Source organism: Gallibacter intestinalis (assembly GCF_014982745.1).
Taxonomy (GTDB): Bacteria; Bacillota; Clostridia; order Peptostreptococcales; family Anaerovoracaceae; genus Gallibacter; species Gallibacter intestinalis.
Genome location: NZ_JADCKA010000004.1, coordinates 1 through 15,915 on the forward strand (window position 1 = coordinate 1; position 15,915 = coordinate 15,915).

Below are 15,915 nucleotides of genomic sequence, written 5' to 3' on the forward strand. Positions count from 1 at the left end.
TATGTTCCCCTTTATGAAACCATCCACTTTCTGGATCTGTAGTACTTTGCTTCTGCTCTTTTAATTGACTCATATCTATTTGGGAACTTCCTGTAGTTGAGTCGTTATCATCATCGTTTTTATCTGAGTCATTATCTTTATCGCTTTTTTCTTTTAAAGGAGCTTTACCATGTGCTATTCTATCAGCATTGATTTCTTCTTTTAATTTCTCGTCATAAAACCTTGCACTTTTCTTTGCTACTAGTATTTTCTTCGCCTTTTTTCTGTTAGCTGCTGCTTTTACATGTGTTGCATCTATGAACACTACATCTGTATTTATTAGGTCACATTTCATACATTGCAAAAGTATCCTCTGAAATATCTGTTCAAATAGATCTGTGCCTTCAAATCTTCTCTTGTAATTTTTGCCAAATGTTGAAAAATGAGGGACTTTATCATAAAAGTCCAAACCTAAAAACCATCTGTAAGCTACATTTACTTCTATTTCTTTGATTGTCTGACGCATACTTTTAATACCATACATATACTGTATGATTGGAATTTTAATTAGTGTTACAGGATCAATAGAAGGTCTTCCTGTTTCAGTAGAATATCTATCTTCTACAAGATCATATATGAAATCAAAATCTATATATTTATCTATTTTTCGTAAAAGATGGTCTTGTGGAACAAGTTCATCTATTGATACCATCTGTATTTGTTTCTTTTTATCTTCAGGGTTATTTTTTGTTATCATGGCGATATTCTCCTTAATTTCTATATTAATATTATATCATAAATACCGCCATAAGCGTTGATATTTCAACGATTTATATGTGTTTTATGCAAAAGAAAAAGCCCAATCTCAAAATTGAGATTGGACCTTTGTCTACAGTCTGCGCGACCGATTATCCATCGGTCGCATTTTGCTTTTATAACATTATTTCTTTTACTGAGTTCTCAGTTCCGCATTCATCTTCTTGCCCAGCTTCTTCATTACAATCTCTGCAGCACTTTCGATTTCTTCGGAAGTGAGAGTTTTTTCGTTGGAACCGATAAGAAGTCTGATTGTTACGGATTTCTTGCCTTCAGGAATCTGTTTTCCTCTGTACTCATCTACGAAAGCAGCTTCCTTAACAAGGGCACTGGCTTTCTTTTTTCCCATGATAACATCGTAGATATCATCCCATGTAGCATCTGCATCAAAGAGCATTGAAATATCGTACTCAGTTTCAGGATATTCAGGCAAATGCTCAAACTTGTTTGTTCTTGATGGTAACGGCTTAAGCTTTGTCGCATCCAATTCAAATAGCATTGTATTCAGATTTTTGATGCCGCATTCCATGGAAACCTTCTTTGACAAAAGTCCCATATCACCAATCTTTTCTTTTCCAAGATAGATATTAAGCCATACAACATCATCAGCCCATACAGGCTTTTCTTCCTTTTTGAATTCAAATGCTTCCATATGAGTGTAACGAGGCATGAATTCCAGTACGCCCTTTGCCTCTCTAAACAGAATTGTTACATCCTTAACGCTGCTTGCAAATGCTGCACCTATATGTTTTTTCTGCTCTGGCAGAGATTCTGTTTCGTCATATGGAGAAGTATAATTCCTGTCAAAGAATACCTGAGCTTCTTCAAAGATTGAAAAGTCGTTGAAATAACGTTCATTTTTAACAACTGCTTCGCACAGGTTAGGAAGTAGTGATGAACGAACATATCCAAGATCAGGTGCAGGCGGTGTAGAAAGTCTCAAAATTCCATCCGTGTTCTGAAGCACCGCATTTACATACACATCGTTCATCCAAGGATATGTGTATACTTCCTGCATACCGCAACGGAAAGCAAGGTATTCCTTTATATTTCTTATGAGGTTCTTATCCTTCTGGTTTATATCTTCAGTAAATGATGTTGTGAAAGAAGTTGCCGTGAAGTTGTCATAGCCGTACATTCTAGCGATTTCTTCCATTATATCGTCCTTGATAGAAATGTCGCCTGTTGAACGCCATGTAGGTGCAACAACATGCATATTATCGCCGTTGATTTCAACATCAAAGCCCATTTTTTCCAGCTTGCCTCGGATTTCATCATCTGTCATATGCTTTCCGAGCCTCTTTTCAAGCCATACCAGATCAACATCAATATGGGCTCTTTCAAGCTTATTTACATAGTTATCTACAAATCCTGTAATTTTCATTTCAGGATATAGCTCTGTAAAATACTTCATGGACATGGCCAAAGCCTGGTCACATCTTTCAGGATCAATAGCCTTTTCATATCTTGAAGAAGCTTCTGTTCTCACATCATAACGCTGAGTTGTACGACGAATACCTGTTGCTTCGAAATTTGCAATTTCCAGAATTACTCTCTGAGTATCAGGAAGTATAGAATCCTTTGCGCCGCCCATAACACCAGCCAAACCTACAGGACCTTCGGCATCTGCAATTACCAGATCGTCTCCGCAAAGAGTCAGTTCCTCATCATTGAGTAGTATCAGTTTTTCACCTTCTGCTGCAGGTCTTACTACAATATGATCTTTGATATGATCTGCATCAAATGCATGAGTAGGGTTTCCTGTTGCCAGCATCACATAGTTTGTAATATCAACAAGGGCATTAATCGGACGCATTCCTGCCTTCCAGATTCTGTTCTGCATCTTATATGGGGAAGACTTTACATTTACCCCTGACATCTCAACGCCAATGTATCTTGAGCATCTTTCTGGTGCATCGATTTCAACCTGGAAATCAGATTTTACATCGATATCAATAGGCTCAATTTCTTTAAGAGGCCAATCGTAAATTGCAGCGATTTCACGGGCAATTCCGTAATGTCCCCAAAGGTCAGGTCTATTTGTCATTGACTTGTTATCAATTTCAAGAATGATATCGTTCATGTCCAAAGCGTCTGCTAGTGGAGTACCAGCCGGCACATCAAAATCTGACAAATCCAAGATTTCTGCTTCTTCCTTTAGAGGGAAAAGATCTCCCAATCCAATTTCTGTGGAAGCACAAATCATACCATAAGACTCAACACCTCTTAACTTAGCATTCTTTATTTCAACAGGCTCTCCCTCACCATGCCAACGAACAATAGCTCCAGGTTGGGATACTGCAACACGGAGTCCCTCTTTGATATTGCTGCCTCCGCATACGATATCTTTAATTTCTCCGCCGCCTATGTCAACTTTACATACTTTCAGCTTGTCAGCATTTGGATGCTGCTCTATTTTTTCTATTACGCCTACTATCATTTTATCAAAGCGGCGTGCAAGCTCTTCTGCATCTTCCACTTCCACCGTGGACATGGTCAAGTCGTACGCCAGCTTTTTTAAATCCATATCTTCAGGAATTTCTACATAGTCCTTAATCCATGATAATGATAACTTCATTTTGCCCTCCTATTTGAACTGCTTCAGGAATCTCAAATCTGCACTGTGGAACAATCTTACATCGTCCACTCCATAACGCATCATAACGAGCCTGTCCAAACCGATATTTACGTAAAATCCTGTGTATTCGTCCGGATCCAGGCCTCCTGCTCTAAGTACATTTGGATGAGGAGTTCCTCCTGGCATTACTTCTATCCATCCAACGTGCTTGCAGACACTGCAGCCTTTGCCGCCGCACACCTGACATTCCATATCGATTTCAAATCCAGGTTCAACGAATGGGAAAAATCCTAAACGCATTCTCACTGGAACATCTCTTCCAAATACCTTGCTGAGTATAGTCTGAATCATCACTTTTCCGGAAGTGAATGTAATGTCCTTATCCACAATAAGGGCTTCATACTGGAAAAAAGCTCTTTCGTGGTGAGCGTCAGTTGTCTCATTTCTGTATACCTTGCCCGGATATACGAATCTGTACGGTGGTTTATGAGTCTGAAGATATCTTACGCTACCGCCGGTCAGATGAGGTCTTAAACAAAGCTTTTCGTTTGTGCCGCCTTTATCGTGTCCTTCTATCCAGTATGTATCCATGCTTTCTCTAGCAGGATGGTTTGGCGGGAAGTTTAATTTATCAAAAGAATACAACTCACTTGTAATTTCATCTTCTTCAAATATCTCAAATCCCATTGAACGGAAAGCATCGTTCAGGTCATAGCACATCTGTGTTATAGGATGAAGTCCTCCGCTTGTAGGAAGAATTCCAGGAACCGAACAGTCAAAATCAGAAGATACTTCTGAACTCTTAAGTAAAAGCTCTGTTTTTTTCTGGTCGATAAGCTCTGTAACTTCATTTTTAGCCTGATTAAGAAGCTTACCCATTTCAGGTCTTAAAGATGCATCAACCGTCGGAATTTCTTTCATAAGAAGGCTTAAAGCTCCTTGTTTTCCGACATATGCACTCTTTACGCTCTGCAGCTGGCTTTCGCTGGCAGCTTCAGAGATCTGCTTTTTTGCTTCTGATAAAATGCTGTTGATTTTATCTTTCATAACACACTTCTCCTTTCAATTATTTAAGGTCTTTCCTTTTACCTTCGGTAAATTGGGATAGTCTCATTTGCCGTCGTAGAGCACCACGTGCTAAAGCACTGTGCTCCTGACGTTTGACCTTCCGCGATTTATCTCCGATAAATCGGGATAGGTCATAAAAAAAACATCGCCACTTGTTAAAACAAGGGACGATGTGAATCGCGGTACCACCCTATTTCAGAGCATTTATATTATGCTCTGCACTCTATTTGTGTATTTGTCTGCTACACGAACATCCGGCTTAACGCGCCAGGCTTTTCGCCGGAGAGCTCCTATACTGAAATTTCAACAAGGTTCACGCAGAATGCTTTCAGCCGGTGACACTCTGTCTCTTGTGTCGCTACACCTTATCTACTCACGTATATTCATAGCCCGAATTTTTATTTATTATTGCACATGCTGCAAAATTTGTCAACAATTAACATTTTACTCGTATCTGCCAATCTTCCTGAACTTCTCATATCTTGCTGCAAGAAGTTCATCGTCGCTCATCTGTCTCAACTTCGAGAATTCTTCGTAGAGAAGATTTTCCAGCTGACTGTAGACATTTCTGAAGCCTCTATCGGTATCTCTTTCCTTTACCACGTATTCTGCCACATCAAGTTCGTGAAGATCCTTTGCAGTAAGTTTAAGGGCTTCAGCAGCTTCTTTCTTTTTCTTTGCATTCTTCCAAAGAATACTTGCACAGCCCTCCGGTGAGATTACGGAATAAAAGGCATTTTCAAGCATAATAACTTTATCTGCCACAGCAAGAGCAAGAGCTCCGCCGCTACCGCCTTCACCTATAAACACACTTATTACCGGCGTCTTTAAGGTCATCATCTCATAGAGGTTTTCTGCTATGGCAAGACCCTGACCTCTTTTTTCCGCTTCAATACCCGGATATGCGCCGGATGTATCCACAAAGCAAAGTACAGGTCTTTTAAACTTTTCAGCCTGCTTCATAAGTCTCAGAGCTTTTCTGTATCCTTCCGGATGAGGAGAACCTGAATTTCTCATACCTCTTTCTCTGGCACTTCTACCCTTAGCCTGTCCTATTACAGTAACAGGCATATTTCTAAGCTTACCCACGCCAGCAACGATGGCTTTATCGTCCCCAAAGCGTCTGTCACCGTGAAGTTCCTCAAAATCTATTATCAGATTGTCTATGTAATCCTGAGCCGTAGCCCTGCCCTTGGCACGGCTTGCCGCAACTCTTTCATAAGCATCCATCAAATATCAGCCTCCTCACAGTGCAGTTTAAGCATCTTGCCAAGATATCTCCTCTGCTCTCTCCTGTCAACGATGGCATCTAAAAATCCAGTATCAAGGACAAATTCCGCCCTCTGAAAGCCCTTAGGCAGTCTTTGTCTTATGGTCTGTTCTATAACTCTAGGTCCGGCAAAGCCTATAAGAGCCTTCGGCTCGGCCAGTATTATATCGCCTTCCATGGCAAAGCTTGCTGTAACTCCGCCCGTTGTCGGATTTGTCAAAACCGATATATATAGCAGTCCAGCATCGCTGTGCAGCTTAGCCGCACCGCTGGTTTTTGCCATCTGCATAAGAGAAAGTATACCCTCCTGCATTCTGGCACCACCAGAAACTGTATATCCTATTACAGGGAGTTTTTCCTCTGTGGCGTATTCAAAGAGACGGGTTATCTTTTCTCCTACGACAACTCCCATGCTGCCCATCATAAAGTCAGGGTTCATCACAAAAAGACATGTCCTTACCCCTTCAATCTCACATTCTCCGCATATTACACCCTCAGGCTCTCCCGAAACCTTCTGTGCTTTTTCCAGTTTATCTTCATAATCTGGAAAGTCTATGAGATTTTTAGAGGACATATCGGCATCCCTTTCTTTAAAGGTTCCCTTATCCGCAATGTATTCCACTCTTTCTCTGGCACTCATGGAAAAATGCCATCCGCACTCCGGACACACATATCCAGAATTTTCCACGTCCCTTCTAAAAAGAGTGCTGCCGCATGATGAACAGAGGACACAAAGTTCCTCCGGAATTTCGAGGTTTTCCTCGTTGATTACCGGAGTTCCTCCTTCCAGTTTGTTCTGCGGTTTTTTAAATAGATTAGGTTTAATCATTTCTGATATTTCTCCATAAAGCCGGTATCATATGCACCTTCGATGAATCTCTCATCGGTGAGGATATCCAGCTGCTGTTCTATATTGACGCTGAGACCTTCCACGATAAGTTCGCAGAGAGCCGCATTCATCTTTCTGATTGCCTCTTCCCTGGTGCCCGCTTTTACGATGAGCTTGCCAACCATGGAATCGTAATATGGAGGTACAGTATAGTCCTGATACAATGCCGTATCAAATCTCACATTAGGGCCTCCAGGAATGTGCAGAGTTTTTATCCTTCCTGCACTCCTTGTATTTATTCTACACTCTATGGCGCAGCCGTCAAGGCGAATATCATCCTGTGTAAAATCCATATCCACACCTGCGGCTATTCTTATCTGCCATTTTACCAGATCCTTACCGGTTATCATTTCCGTTACGGTATGTTCCACCTGGAGTCTTGTGTTCATTTCCATGAAGTAGAAATTGCCTTCTTTATCCACCAGATATTCGATGGTGCCGGCATTTTCATATCCGCAGGCCTTTGCCGCCTTTACGGAAGCCTCCATCATTTCCTTTCGCTTTTCAGCGCTCATGGTAGGTGCCGGACTTTCTTCTAAGAGTTTCTGGTTGTTAAGCTGAATGGAACACTGTCTTTCTCCCATACAGATTACATTTCCAGATTTGTCCGCCAGAATCTGCATTTCTATGTGGGCTGCCGGATTCACGTATTTTTCAAGATAGAGAGCACCGTCTCCGAAAGCCGCTTCAGCTTCTCTAGCAGCTACATCAAAGGCGCTGTTAAAGTCCTTTTCTTCCCTTACGAGTCTTATACCTTTACCGCCGCCGCCGGATCTTGCCTTTATCATAAGCGGAAATCCGATTTCTACGGCTCTTTTAGCCGCCTTTTTTCTATCGGTAAAGGCGTCGCTTCCCGGAATAACAGGTACGCCTGCAGCCTGCATGGTCTGTCTTGCCTTTTCCTTGTCTCCCATTTTACCAATCACCTCATAAGATGGTCCTATGAAAGTGATTCCGCACTGGGCGCAAAGCTCAGCAAATTTGGCATTCTCTGAAAGAAGGCCATATCCCGGATGAATGGCCGAAGCCCCTGTCATCGTCGCAGCGGACAGTATAGCTGTCATGTTTAGATAACTTTCTGATGCTGCAGCCTTTCCTATGCAAATGCTTTCGTCGGCAAGGCTGACATGAAGGGCATCTTTATCGGCTTCCGAATATACTGCAACAGTTGCTATGCCCATTTCCCTGCATGCTCTGATTATCCTAACTGCAATCTCGCCTCTGTTGGCAATCAATATCTTGGAAAACATATACTTTACCTGACAAGCGCAAAGGAAAATTCCCCGCTTACGCAGAGCTTTCCTTCCACTTTTCCCTTTCCTTCAGCAAAATAAAACGGTGGCTTTGCTCTTTTGATGGAGCATTCAAATACGATTTTGTCTCCCGGCTTTACTGGATTTTTAAACTTCACATTATTAAGCCCAGTATACATCGGTGTAGCCATACCTTCTTTTTGTATTTCTGTGAAAAGAACACAGCATGTCTGTCCCATCATTTCGCACAGAATTACTCCCGGTACGACAGGGTTTCCCGGAAAATGGCCATCTAAAAACCATTCAGTTCCTTTAACCGTATATGAACCTACAGCCTTACCCTCTTCGGTTAATTCCGCTTCTTCCACAAGAAGCATGGAATCCCTGTGGGGAATTATCTTTTTTATTTCTTCCTGATTCATATTATAAACCTCTTATTTGATATAGAAAAGTGTCTGACCGAATTCTATCAGATCTCCGTCCTTTGCACAGATTTCAGTAACAACTCCGTCCTTTTCCGCAGGAATTTCGTTCATCAGCTTCATGGCTTCGATAATGCACAGAGTCTGCCCCTTCTTAACCTGAGTTCCCACCTCAACATAAGGCTCGTCATCAGGAGAAGGCTTTCTGTAAAATACTCCCACCATAGGAGAATCAACAGGATCCCCTTCATGGCCTGTCGGCATCTGAGAAGGTGCCTGTGACGCTACATCTGCCTGAACGGCTTCCACTGCCGGTGCCGCCTGAACAGGTGTCACAACAGGCTGAACAGGCGCCGTAACAGCTACCTGCGCCGGAGCAGAGCTCTTTTCCAAAAGCACGCTGTTACCATCCTTATCAACAACTTCCAGTGTGCTTAAAGTGGAATTTTCAAGTATCTCCACCAGTTCCTTAATTTCTTTTATATCCATGGGACTCCTCCCTATTCTAAATCTTTTTTATTTATTTCTCAACTGCGCCAAATACAACGCATCCGTTATGTCCGCCAAATCCGAGGGAAATTGATGCACTCATCTTTATGTCAGCTTTAACAGCCTTGTTAGGAGTGATGTCAAGATCGCATTCAGGATCCGCTTCCTTGTAACCTATTGTAGGAGGCACTACGCCTTCCTCAATAGCTTTAACTGCCGCAATGGCTTCTACCGCACCTGCAGCTCCTAACATATGTCCTGTCATGGACTTTGTAGAGCTTACATGCAGTTTTTTAGCTTCCGCTTCACCAAAGGCTTTTTTAATTGCCGCTGTTTCTGTCTTGTCGTTTAGCGGAGTGCTTGTTCCGTGGGCGTTTATATATACGCTTTCAGGAGAAAGTTCTCCTTCAAAATATCCGGCTTCCTCAAAGGCAAGCTTTACGGCATGTCCGGAGCTTTCCGCTTCAGGATCCGGTGCAGTCATATGATATGCATCACATGTGTTGCCGTATCCCTTGATTTCTGCATAGATTTTTGCTCCTCTGCTTACAGCGTGCTCGTATTCTTCTAAAATGAGCATGCCTGCGCCTTCGCCCATTACAAATCCATTTCTTCTAGCATCGAAAGGAATGGACGCCTCTTCAGGGTTTTCAGTAAGGGAAAGGGCCTGGCAGTTTGTGAATCCCGCAACAGCAAGAGGTACGATTGTAGCCTCTGCTCCTCCTGCAATAATAACATCTGCATAACCGTGCTTAACGGCTCTGTAAGCTTCTCCCACAGCATTTGTGGATGTAGCGCAAGCAGTTACCACTGGAAGTGTCGCACCCTTACAGCCAAATCTTATGGCAATATTTCCTGCTGCCATATTGGAAATCATCATCGGTACAAAGAAAGGAGATACCTTTCTCGGACCTCTTTCCAGAAGCTTTCCGTGCTCTTCGCTGAATGTTGTCATTCCGCCTGTACCAGAGCCAACATATACTCCGAATCTATACGGATCAGTGTTTTCTGTATTTACCTCGCTGTCTTCCACAGCCTGAATAGCTGCCGCAACTGCATACTGGGAATACAGGTCTTCCTTTCTAGCTTCGGATTTTTCCATGTACTGCAGAGGATCAAAATCCTTAACCTCCGCAGCCAGCTTAACTTTGTAGTCGGAAGTGTCAAATCTTGTAATCTGACCGATTCCACATTTGCCGTCAACCATGTTCTTCCAGGTTTCTTCAGCTGTGTTACCTATAGGTGTCACGGCTCCGATACCTGTTATAACTACTCTCTTCATCATCACACCTCTTTCGTTAGATATAAAGACCGCCGTCAACTTTGAGCACTTCCCCTGTAATGTATGACGCTTTGTCGGAAGCCAGGAATACTGCTGCATTTGCAATGTCCTCAGGCTGTGCCATACGCTTTAAAGGTACTACGCTGTCAATGCTGTCCTTTACCTCATCAGACAGCTTATCAGTCATTTCCGTCGCTACAAAGCCCGGAGCTATGGCATTACATGTTATGCCTCTTGCTGCTAGCTCCTTTGCCACAGTCTTTGTGAGACCTATCATTCCGGCCTTGGCTGCTGCATAGTTTGCCTGTCCCGGATTACCCATCATTCCCGATACGGAAGTGATGTTTATGATAGTTCCCTTTCTATTTTTCATCATTATCTTGGCAGCATGCTTTATGGTATTAAATGCTCCCTTGAGGTTTGTTTCGATAACTCTATCAAAATCATCCTCCTTGAGGGTGAAGATGAGACCATCCTTGGTGATACCGGCATTGTTAACCAGCACATCAAGACCGCCAAGCTCCTTGTTTACTGCCTGAACGGTTTTACCTGCCTCTTCAAAATTTCCCACATCGCATTTAAAGGCTGCCGCCTGTCTGCCCATGGCGCGAATTTCTTCGCATACCTTATCGGCAGCTTCTTTATTGCCGTTGTATATTACGGCCACGTCGGCTCCGGCCTGGGCCATGGCTATAGCCATAGCTCTTCCTATGCCCCTTGAGCCTCCGGTTATCATCACTTTCTTATTTTCCAGCATTTTTTAAATCTTCCTCATTTTCGATGTTATATACAGTCACTTCTGGAGCTATTTTCTTTATCAGCCCCGTAAGGGTTTTGCCGGGTCCCACTTCATAGAAGGTATCAAAGCCTTCTGCAACCATCTTTTCAATGGTTTTGCTCCACTGAACTGGATTTGACGCCTGCTTTGATACTGTCTCTATAATGCCTTCCTTATCCTCAGGATAGATATCCGCTGTCATATTGGCATAGACCGGCATTTTTGCCTTTCCAAGTTCCATTCCAGAAAGAATCTCTTTCATGCCCTCTGTGGCTGATTCCATATATGGAGTATGGAAGGCTCCAGATACCTTAAGAGGTACTCCCAGAGCTTTTCTTGCCTTAACTTCCTTTGTAAATTCTTTTATAAGGCCTTTTTCGCCGGCAACAACCGTCTGCTGAGGGCTGTTGAAGTTAACCGCATATACGCCCTTTTCCTGGGCCAGCGCGCTAACATCTTCAGGATTCATCTTCATAACGGCAACCATGGCACCGTCCACCTTCTGAGCGGCATCATCCATAAGCTGTCCTCTTTTTTCTACAAATCTGAATCCGTCCTCTTTACCAAATATACCGGCAAAGGTGAGGGCTGCTATTTCTCCCAAAGAAAAGCCTGCAACTGCATCCGCTTTAATTCCCGCTTCTTCCAAAGCACATGCACATGCCAGATCCACAGAATACACGCATGGCTGAGTATTGACGGTTCTGTTCAGCTCCTCCTGTGTTCCTTCAAAGCACTGTTCTTTTGTGCCCTGTCTTATGGAATCGGATATGTCAAAAATCTCTGCTGCAGCTTTACTGCATTCGCAGATTTCCTTTCCCATTCCAGGAAACTGAGCGCCCTGACCTGCAAACACAAATGCTATTTTACCCATTTCATGCCTCCTGACAGAACTTCCTCTGCGTGTGCGCATACATCTTTAATGATTTCTTCAGCTGTTTCTTCCTTGTGAACCATAGCCGCAATCTGTCCGGACATAAAGCTTCCGCCCTTTTCATCTCCAAGGACTGCCGCCTTGTAAAGGGAACCTGCTCCGAACTTTTCGATTTCCTCATCGGTCACATTGCTGTTGTATTCCATACGCTGGAATTCCTTTGCAAACTGATTTTTAAGACATCTTACCGGATGACCCAGTCTCTTTCCTGTGGTCATTGTATCGATATCCTTTGCCTTGAGGATTTTCTTTTTGTAATTTTCATGGACATTACATTCCTTGGCAACAAGGAATCTTGTTCCCATCTGAACACCAACTGCACCCAGCATAAAAGCTGCTGCCATTCCTCTTCCGTCAGCGATACCACCTGCCGCAATTACAGGCACATCAACGGTATCTACAATCTGAGGAACCAGTACCATTGTTGTCAAATCTCCCACATGTCCGCCGGACTCTCCGCCTTCAGCTATTACCGCATCGGCTCCGGCTCTTGTTACCAGTTTGGCTATGGCTATTGAAGGAACCACGGGCACAACCTTTATGCCCGCTTCCTTCCACGCCTTTATGTATTTGGAAGGATTGCCCGCTCCCGTAGTTACTACGGCGACTTTTTCTTCCGCTACTATCTTAGCCACTTCCTCAACATGAGGGCTCATCAGCATGATGTTTACTCCGAAAGGTCTGTCTGTCAGGCCCTTGGCTTTTCTGATCTCCTTTCTCAGCCATTCGCCGTCGGCGTTCATAGCTGAGATAATACCGAGGCCACCGGCGTTTGATACGGCCGCTGCCAGCTCGGCGTCAGCGATCCATGCCATGCCTCCCTGTATCACAGGATATTCGATCCCGAGCAAATCACATATAGGCGTCTTAATCATAAGTTTTCTCCTTTACTAAATTATGCCAGCTTTTCTTCGATGGCCTTTACAACGTCTCCTACTGTCTTGAAGGATTCGTCCATTTCCAGTTCGATTTCGAACTCGTCTTCCAGGTTCATAACCAGCTCAACTGTATCCAGGGAATCCAGTTCAAGCTCTTTCCATGTGCTTTCCATCTTTACTGCATCTGCATCGCAATCTTTAGCATCAACCAGTACGTTTACTACTCTTTCAAAAACTGTCATTTTAATTTCTCCTTTTCAATAAATACATTATTAGCAATATCTATTAAAACGGGATTAGATTTCCCATTCTATAACTGCAGCACCTGAAGTGAGCCCTGCTCCGAAGGCGGACATAACCACCATCTCTCCCTTTTTAAAGGCTCCGCTTCTTACTGTTTCATCCAGCAGCGCCGGTATTGACGCAGCGGATGTATTTCCTGTTTTATATATGTTTACCGGGAATTTTTCCGGTGGAATTCCAAGCTTTTCTATGCCGAAATCTATGATTCTCATGTTTGCCTGATGCAAAAGTATGTGGTCTACATCATTAAAAGTAATGCCTGCATCTTTTACAACCTTCTTTATATCCCTTACCATGGAGCTTACGGCAAACTGGAACACCTTCTGTCCTGCCATATGAACATATTCGTCCTTTTCATTTATGCAGTAGAGATAATCGGTATTTCCCTTAGCCTTTATAGTAAGAGCCTTAAGGCCATTGCCCTTGCCCAGTACAACAGCTCCGCTGGCATCTCCGAAGAGTACTGCGGTACTTCTGTCGTTCCAGTCCATGAGACGGGTTATGGCATCGGCACCTATTACCAGCACCTTGATGTCAGGATTTACTGCAAAGAATCCGTTTGCCACATTAAGAGCATATACAAATCCGGAACATCCTGCGTTTATATCAAAGGCAGGGCATGTAGCTCCCAATTCCTTTTGAATCACACAGGCCTGGGCCGGTGTTTTATAGTCGGCTGTTACCGTAGCGCATATGATATAGTCCATATCCTGCGGTGTTAAACCTGCCATCTCCAGAGCTCCGCTAGCGGCTTTGCATGCCAGCTGTGTAAGGCTTTCGCCCTCCGCCAGGGTATGTCTTTCCCTTATCCCTGTTCTTGTTCTTATCCATTCGTCGCTGGTATCCAGCATCTTTTCAAAGTCTCCGTTGGTTATAACTCTGGATCCGAAGGCAGATCCCGTTCCCAGTATCGAAAAGCTCATAGTTTTCCTCCTGTTTTTATATCATTGCTCTTGCTCTCCGCCGCTTCAATTTTTCTCTGGAGATACTGATTGAGTTTATCTATGGATGTAAAAAGGACTTCCTTTTCATGTTCATCCAATTCCTTTGTGAAATTTCTTACCATATTTTCGTGGAAATATTGATGGCCTGCGTTTATCTTGCGGCCCTGTCTAGTCAACTTTACCAGTACTTGCCTACCATCATGGGCAGCCCTCTTTTTTTCCACATAACCTTTTTTGACCAGCTTATTTACCGCCACCGTCACAGAAGGCAAGGTTATCCTCTGGTCCTTTGCGATGAAGCTTATACTGCAGCCTTCATCCTTTTTCTTAGCTATGGTCTCCAGCATGTGCAGTTCGCCTATGGTAAGATCTATATGGTTATCTCCGCCGTAGACAGTCTGTTCCTCCATCCTGTTGATCTTATCGTAGACGTCCACAAGCAGCTCGTTAAGCCTGCGGGCATATCTATCCATAATCTACCTCTTTTATTTTTACTTTCGAAAATTTAATTAGATAGACTAACTAATTTCTCAATGTATTATACCCACTATTGTTCAATTAGTCAATAGATACGCACCCTACAACGCTGAAACGGTGTGACCATGCGCCACACCGTTTCGATATCGTTCTCTATATATAAGACATAAGCATAAGTATAAAACCATTTTGTTGAAGCCGCCCGCCATGCAGGCGGCCCCTGTTTAGAATATTTGAGTCTGAAGGACTATCTTTCAACAATAAGAGCTGTTCCCTGTCCTCCGCCTATGCAGAGTGTAGCAAGACCCTTCTTAGCATCTCTCTTTTCCATCTCGTAGAGAAGTGTAACGAGGATTCTGCATCCGGATGCTCCGATTGGGTGTCCAAGAGCAAGAGCTCCCCCGTTAACATTGAGTTTGGAAGTGTCGAATCCGAGGTCTCTACCTACTGCCAGAGACTGAGCTGCGAATGCTTCGTTAGCTTCGATAAGATCCATATCTCCAATTTCCAGACCTGCTTTTTCAAGAGCTTTTCTTGTTGCAGGAACAGGTCCGATACCCATAATCTGAGGATCAACACCTGCAGATGCGTAGGACTTAATTGTAGCCATAGGCTTGATGCCCAGCTCATCAGCTTTTTCCTTTGACATTACTACTACAGCAGCACCGGAGTCATTGATACCGGAAGCGTTTGCAGCTGTTACTCTTCCGTCCTTCTTGAAGGATGGTTTCAGCTTGCTGATACCTTCAGCTGTAGTTCCGAATCTTGGGAATTCGTCAGTATCAAATACGATAGGATCGCCCTTCTTCTGAGGGATTTCAACTGGTACGATTTCATCCTTGAACTTGCCAGCTTTGATTGCTGCTTCTGCCTTCTGCTGAGAAGCTTCTGCAAACTTGTCAAGTTCTTCTCTTGTGATGCCCCACTGATCGCAGATGTTTTCAGCTGTGATACCCATATGTACTCCGCTAAATGCGTCTGTAAGACCATCGTTAACCATCATATCTACTGCGCTATAGTTACCCATACGAGCGCCCCATCTGCTCTTGTTATCAACAAATCCTGCCAGGGACATGCTTTCTGCACCACCTGCTACGATGATGTCAGCATCTCCAGCTTTGATTATCTGAGCTGCCAGTTCAACTGCTCTAAGACCTGAACCGCAAACCTTGTTGATTGTCATTGCAGGGATTTCAACAGGCATTCCTGCATCAATCATCATCTGTCTTGCAACGTTCTGTCCAAGTCCGCCCTGAAGAACGCAACCCATGATAACTTCGTCAACCTGGTCAGCTTTAATGCCGGCTCTGTTGAGAGCTTCCTTAATGCACACTGCACCCAGTGTTCTTGCAGGAGTGTTCTTTAATGTTCCTCCGAAATTACCAATCGCAGTTCTGACTGCACTTACGATTACTACGTCTTTCATAGTTTCAGTCCTCCTAATAATACAAATACTACTAATAAATAATCTTGAATTTGTCGGCAGGCACCTTTCGGAGTCCGCCATTTGTTCCTCTTCGTAGGTTTATAGTAACATCACGGACAGGGTTAATCA

At 43.5% G+C, this 15,915-nt stretch carries 16 protein-coding genes; all 16 read right to left on the reverse strand.

The window, feature by feature from the left end; all coding sequences use genetic code 11:
- Nucleotides 1-736: transposase (locus tag INF20_RS03295; protein WP_226384972.1), on the reverse strand; the 736-nt coding region annotated here is incomplete at its 3' end.
- A 192-nt stretch (nucleotides 737-928) separates the two neighbouring features.
- Nucleotides 929-3,373: a phenylalanine--tRNA ligase subunit beta gene (gene pheT, locus INF20_RS03300; protein ID WP_226384973.1), complete on the reverse strand. Its 2,445-nt coding sequence runs from the start codon at nucleotides 3,371-3,373 to the stop codon at nucleotides 929-931.
- A gap of 9 nt (nucleotides 3,374-3,382) precedes the next feature.
- Complete coding sequence (gene pheS / locus INF20_RS03305; RefSeq protein ID WP_226384974.1) at nucleotides 3,383-4,420, reverse strand: phenylalanine--tRNA ligase subunit alpha; 1,038 nt, start codon at nucleotides 4,418-4,420, stop codon at nucleotides 3,383-3,385.
- A gap of 465 nt (nucleotides 4,421-4,885) precedes the next feature.
- Nucleotides 4,886-5,671, reverse strand: coding sequence for an acetyl-CoA carboxylase carboxyltransferase subunit alpha (locus INF20_RS03310; RefSeq protein WP_226384975.1), 786 nt, complete (start codon nucleotides 5,669-5,671; stop codon nucleotides 4,886-4,888).
- Nucleotides 5,671-6,540: an acetyl-CoA carboxylase, carboxyltransferase subunit beta gene (accD, locus tag INF20_RS03315; protein WP_226384976.1), complete on the reverse strand. Its 870-nt coding sequence runs from the start codon at nucleotides 6,538-6,540 to the stop codon at nucleotides 5,671-5,673. The genes INF20_RS03310 and accD overlap by 1 nt, the downstream gene beginning before the upstream one ends.
- On the reverse strand, nucleotides 6,537-7,850 hold the full coding sequence (gene accC, locus INF20_RS03320; RefSeq protein WP_226384977.1) for an acetyl-CoA carboxylase biotin carboxylase subunit: 1,314 nt from the start codon (nucleotides 7,848-7,850) through the stop codon (nucleotides 6,537-6,539). Before accC ends, accD begins: the two co-directional genes overlap by 4 nt.
- A 5-nt stretch (nucleotides 7,851-7,855) precedes the next feature.
- The gene (locus tag INF20_RS03325) at nucleotides 7,856-8,275 is read right to left on the reverse strand and encodes a 3-hydroxyacyl-ACP dehydratase FabZ family protein (protein WP_226384978.1); all 420 of its coding nucleotides are present in this window, start codon (nucleotides 8,273-8,275) and stop codon (nucleotides 7,856-7,858) included.
- A 12-nt stretch (nucleotides 8,276-8,287) separates the two neighbouring features.
- Complete coding sequence (gene accB, locus INF20_RS03330; protein WP_226384979.1) at nucleotides 8,288-8,764, reverse strand: acetyl-CoA carboxylase biotin carboxyl carrier protein; 477 nt, start codon at nucleotides 8,762-8,764, stop codon at nucleotides 8,288-8,290.
- 31 nt (nucleotides 8,765-8,795) lie between these two features.
- Nucleotides 8,796-10,049, reverse strand: coding sequence for a beta-ketoacyl-ACP synthase II (gene fabF / locus INF20_RS03335; protein ID WP_226384980.1), 1,254 nt, complete (start codon nucleotides 10,047-10,049; stop codon nucleotides 8,796-8,798).
- Between the two features lie 13 nt (nucleotides 10,050-10,062).
- Nucleotides 10,063-10,803, reverse strand: coding sequence for a 3-oxoacyl-[acyl-carrier-protein] reductase (gene fabG, locus INF20_RS03340; protein WP_226384981.1), 741 nt, complete (start codon nucleotides 10,801-10,803; stop codon nucleotides 10,063-10,065).
- Nucleotides 10,790-11,698: an ACP S-malonyltransferase gene (gene fabD, locus INF20_RS03345; protein WP_226384982.1), complete on the reverse strand. Its 909-nt coding sequence runs from the start codon at nucleotides 11,696-11,698 to the stop codon at nucleotides 10,790-10,792. Before fabD ends, fabG begins: the two co-directional genes overlap by 14 nt.
- Nucleotides 11,686-12,633, reverse strand: a complete 948-nt coding sequence (gene fabK, locus INF20_RS03350) for an enoyl-[acyl-carrier-protein] reductase FabK (protein ID WP_226384983.1) — start codon at nucleotides 12,631-12,633, stop codon at nucleotides 11,686-11,688. The genes fabD and fabK overlap by 13 nt, the downstream gene beginning before the upstream one ends.
- A gap of 20 nt (nucleotides 12,634-12,653) precedes the next feature.
- Complete coding sequence (locus INF20_RS03355) at nucleotides 12,654-12,878, reverse strand: acyl carrier protein (protein ID WP_226384984.1); 225 nt, start codon at nucleotides 12,876-12,878, stop codon at nucleotides 12,654-12,656.
- Between the two features lie 54 nt (nucleotides 12,879-12,932).
- Complete coding sequence (locus tag INF20_RS03360; RefSeq protein ID WP_226384985.1) at nucleotides 12,933-13,862, reverse strand: 3-oxoacyl-ACP synthase III family protein; 930 nt, start codon at nucleotides 13,860-13,862, stop codon at nucleotides 12,933-12,935.
- Entirely contained in the window at nucleotides 13,859-14,356 is a 498-nt protein-coding gene (locus tag INF20_RS03365; protein ID WP_226384986.1) for a MarR family winged helix-turn-helix transcriptional regulator, read from the reverse strand. The genes INF20_RS03360 and INF20_RS03365 overlap by 4 nt, the downstream gene beginning before the upstream one ends.
- 251 nt (nucleotides 14,357-14,607) lie before the next feature.
- On the reverse strand, nucleotides 14,608-15,786 hold the full coding sequence (locus INF20_RS03370) for an acetyl-CoA C-acetyltransferase (protein ID WP_226384987.1): 1,179 nt from the start codon (nucleotides 15,784-15,786) through the stop codon (nucleotides 14,608-14,610).
- Nucleotides 15,787-15,915 lie beyond the last annotated feature (129 nt).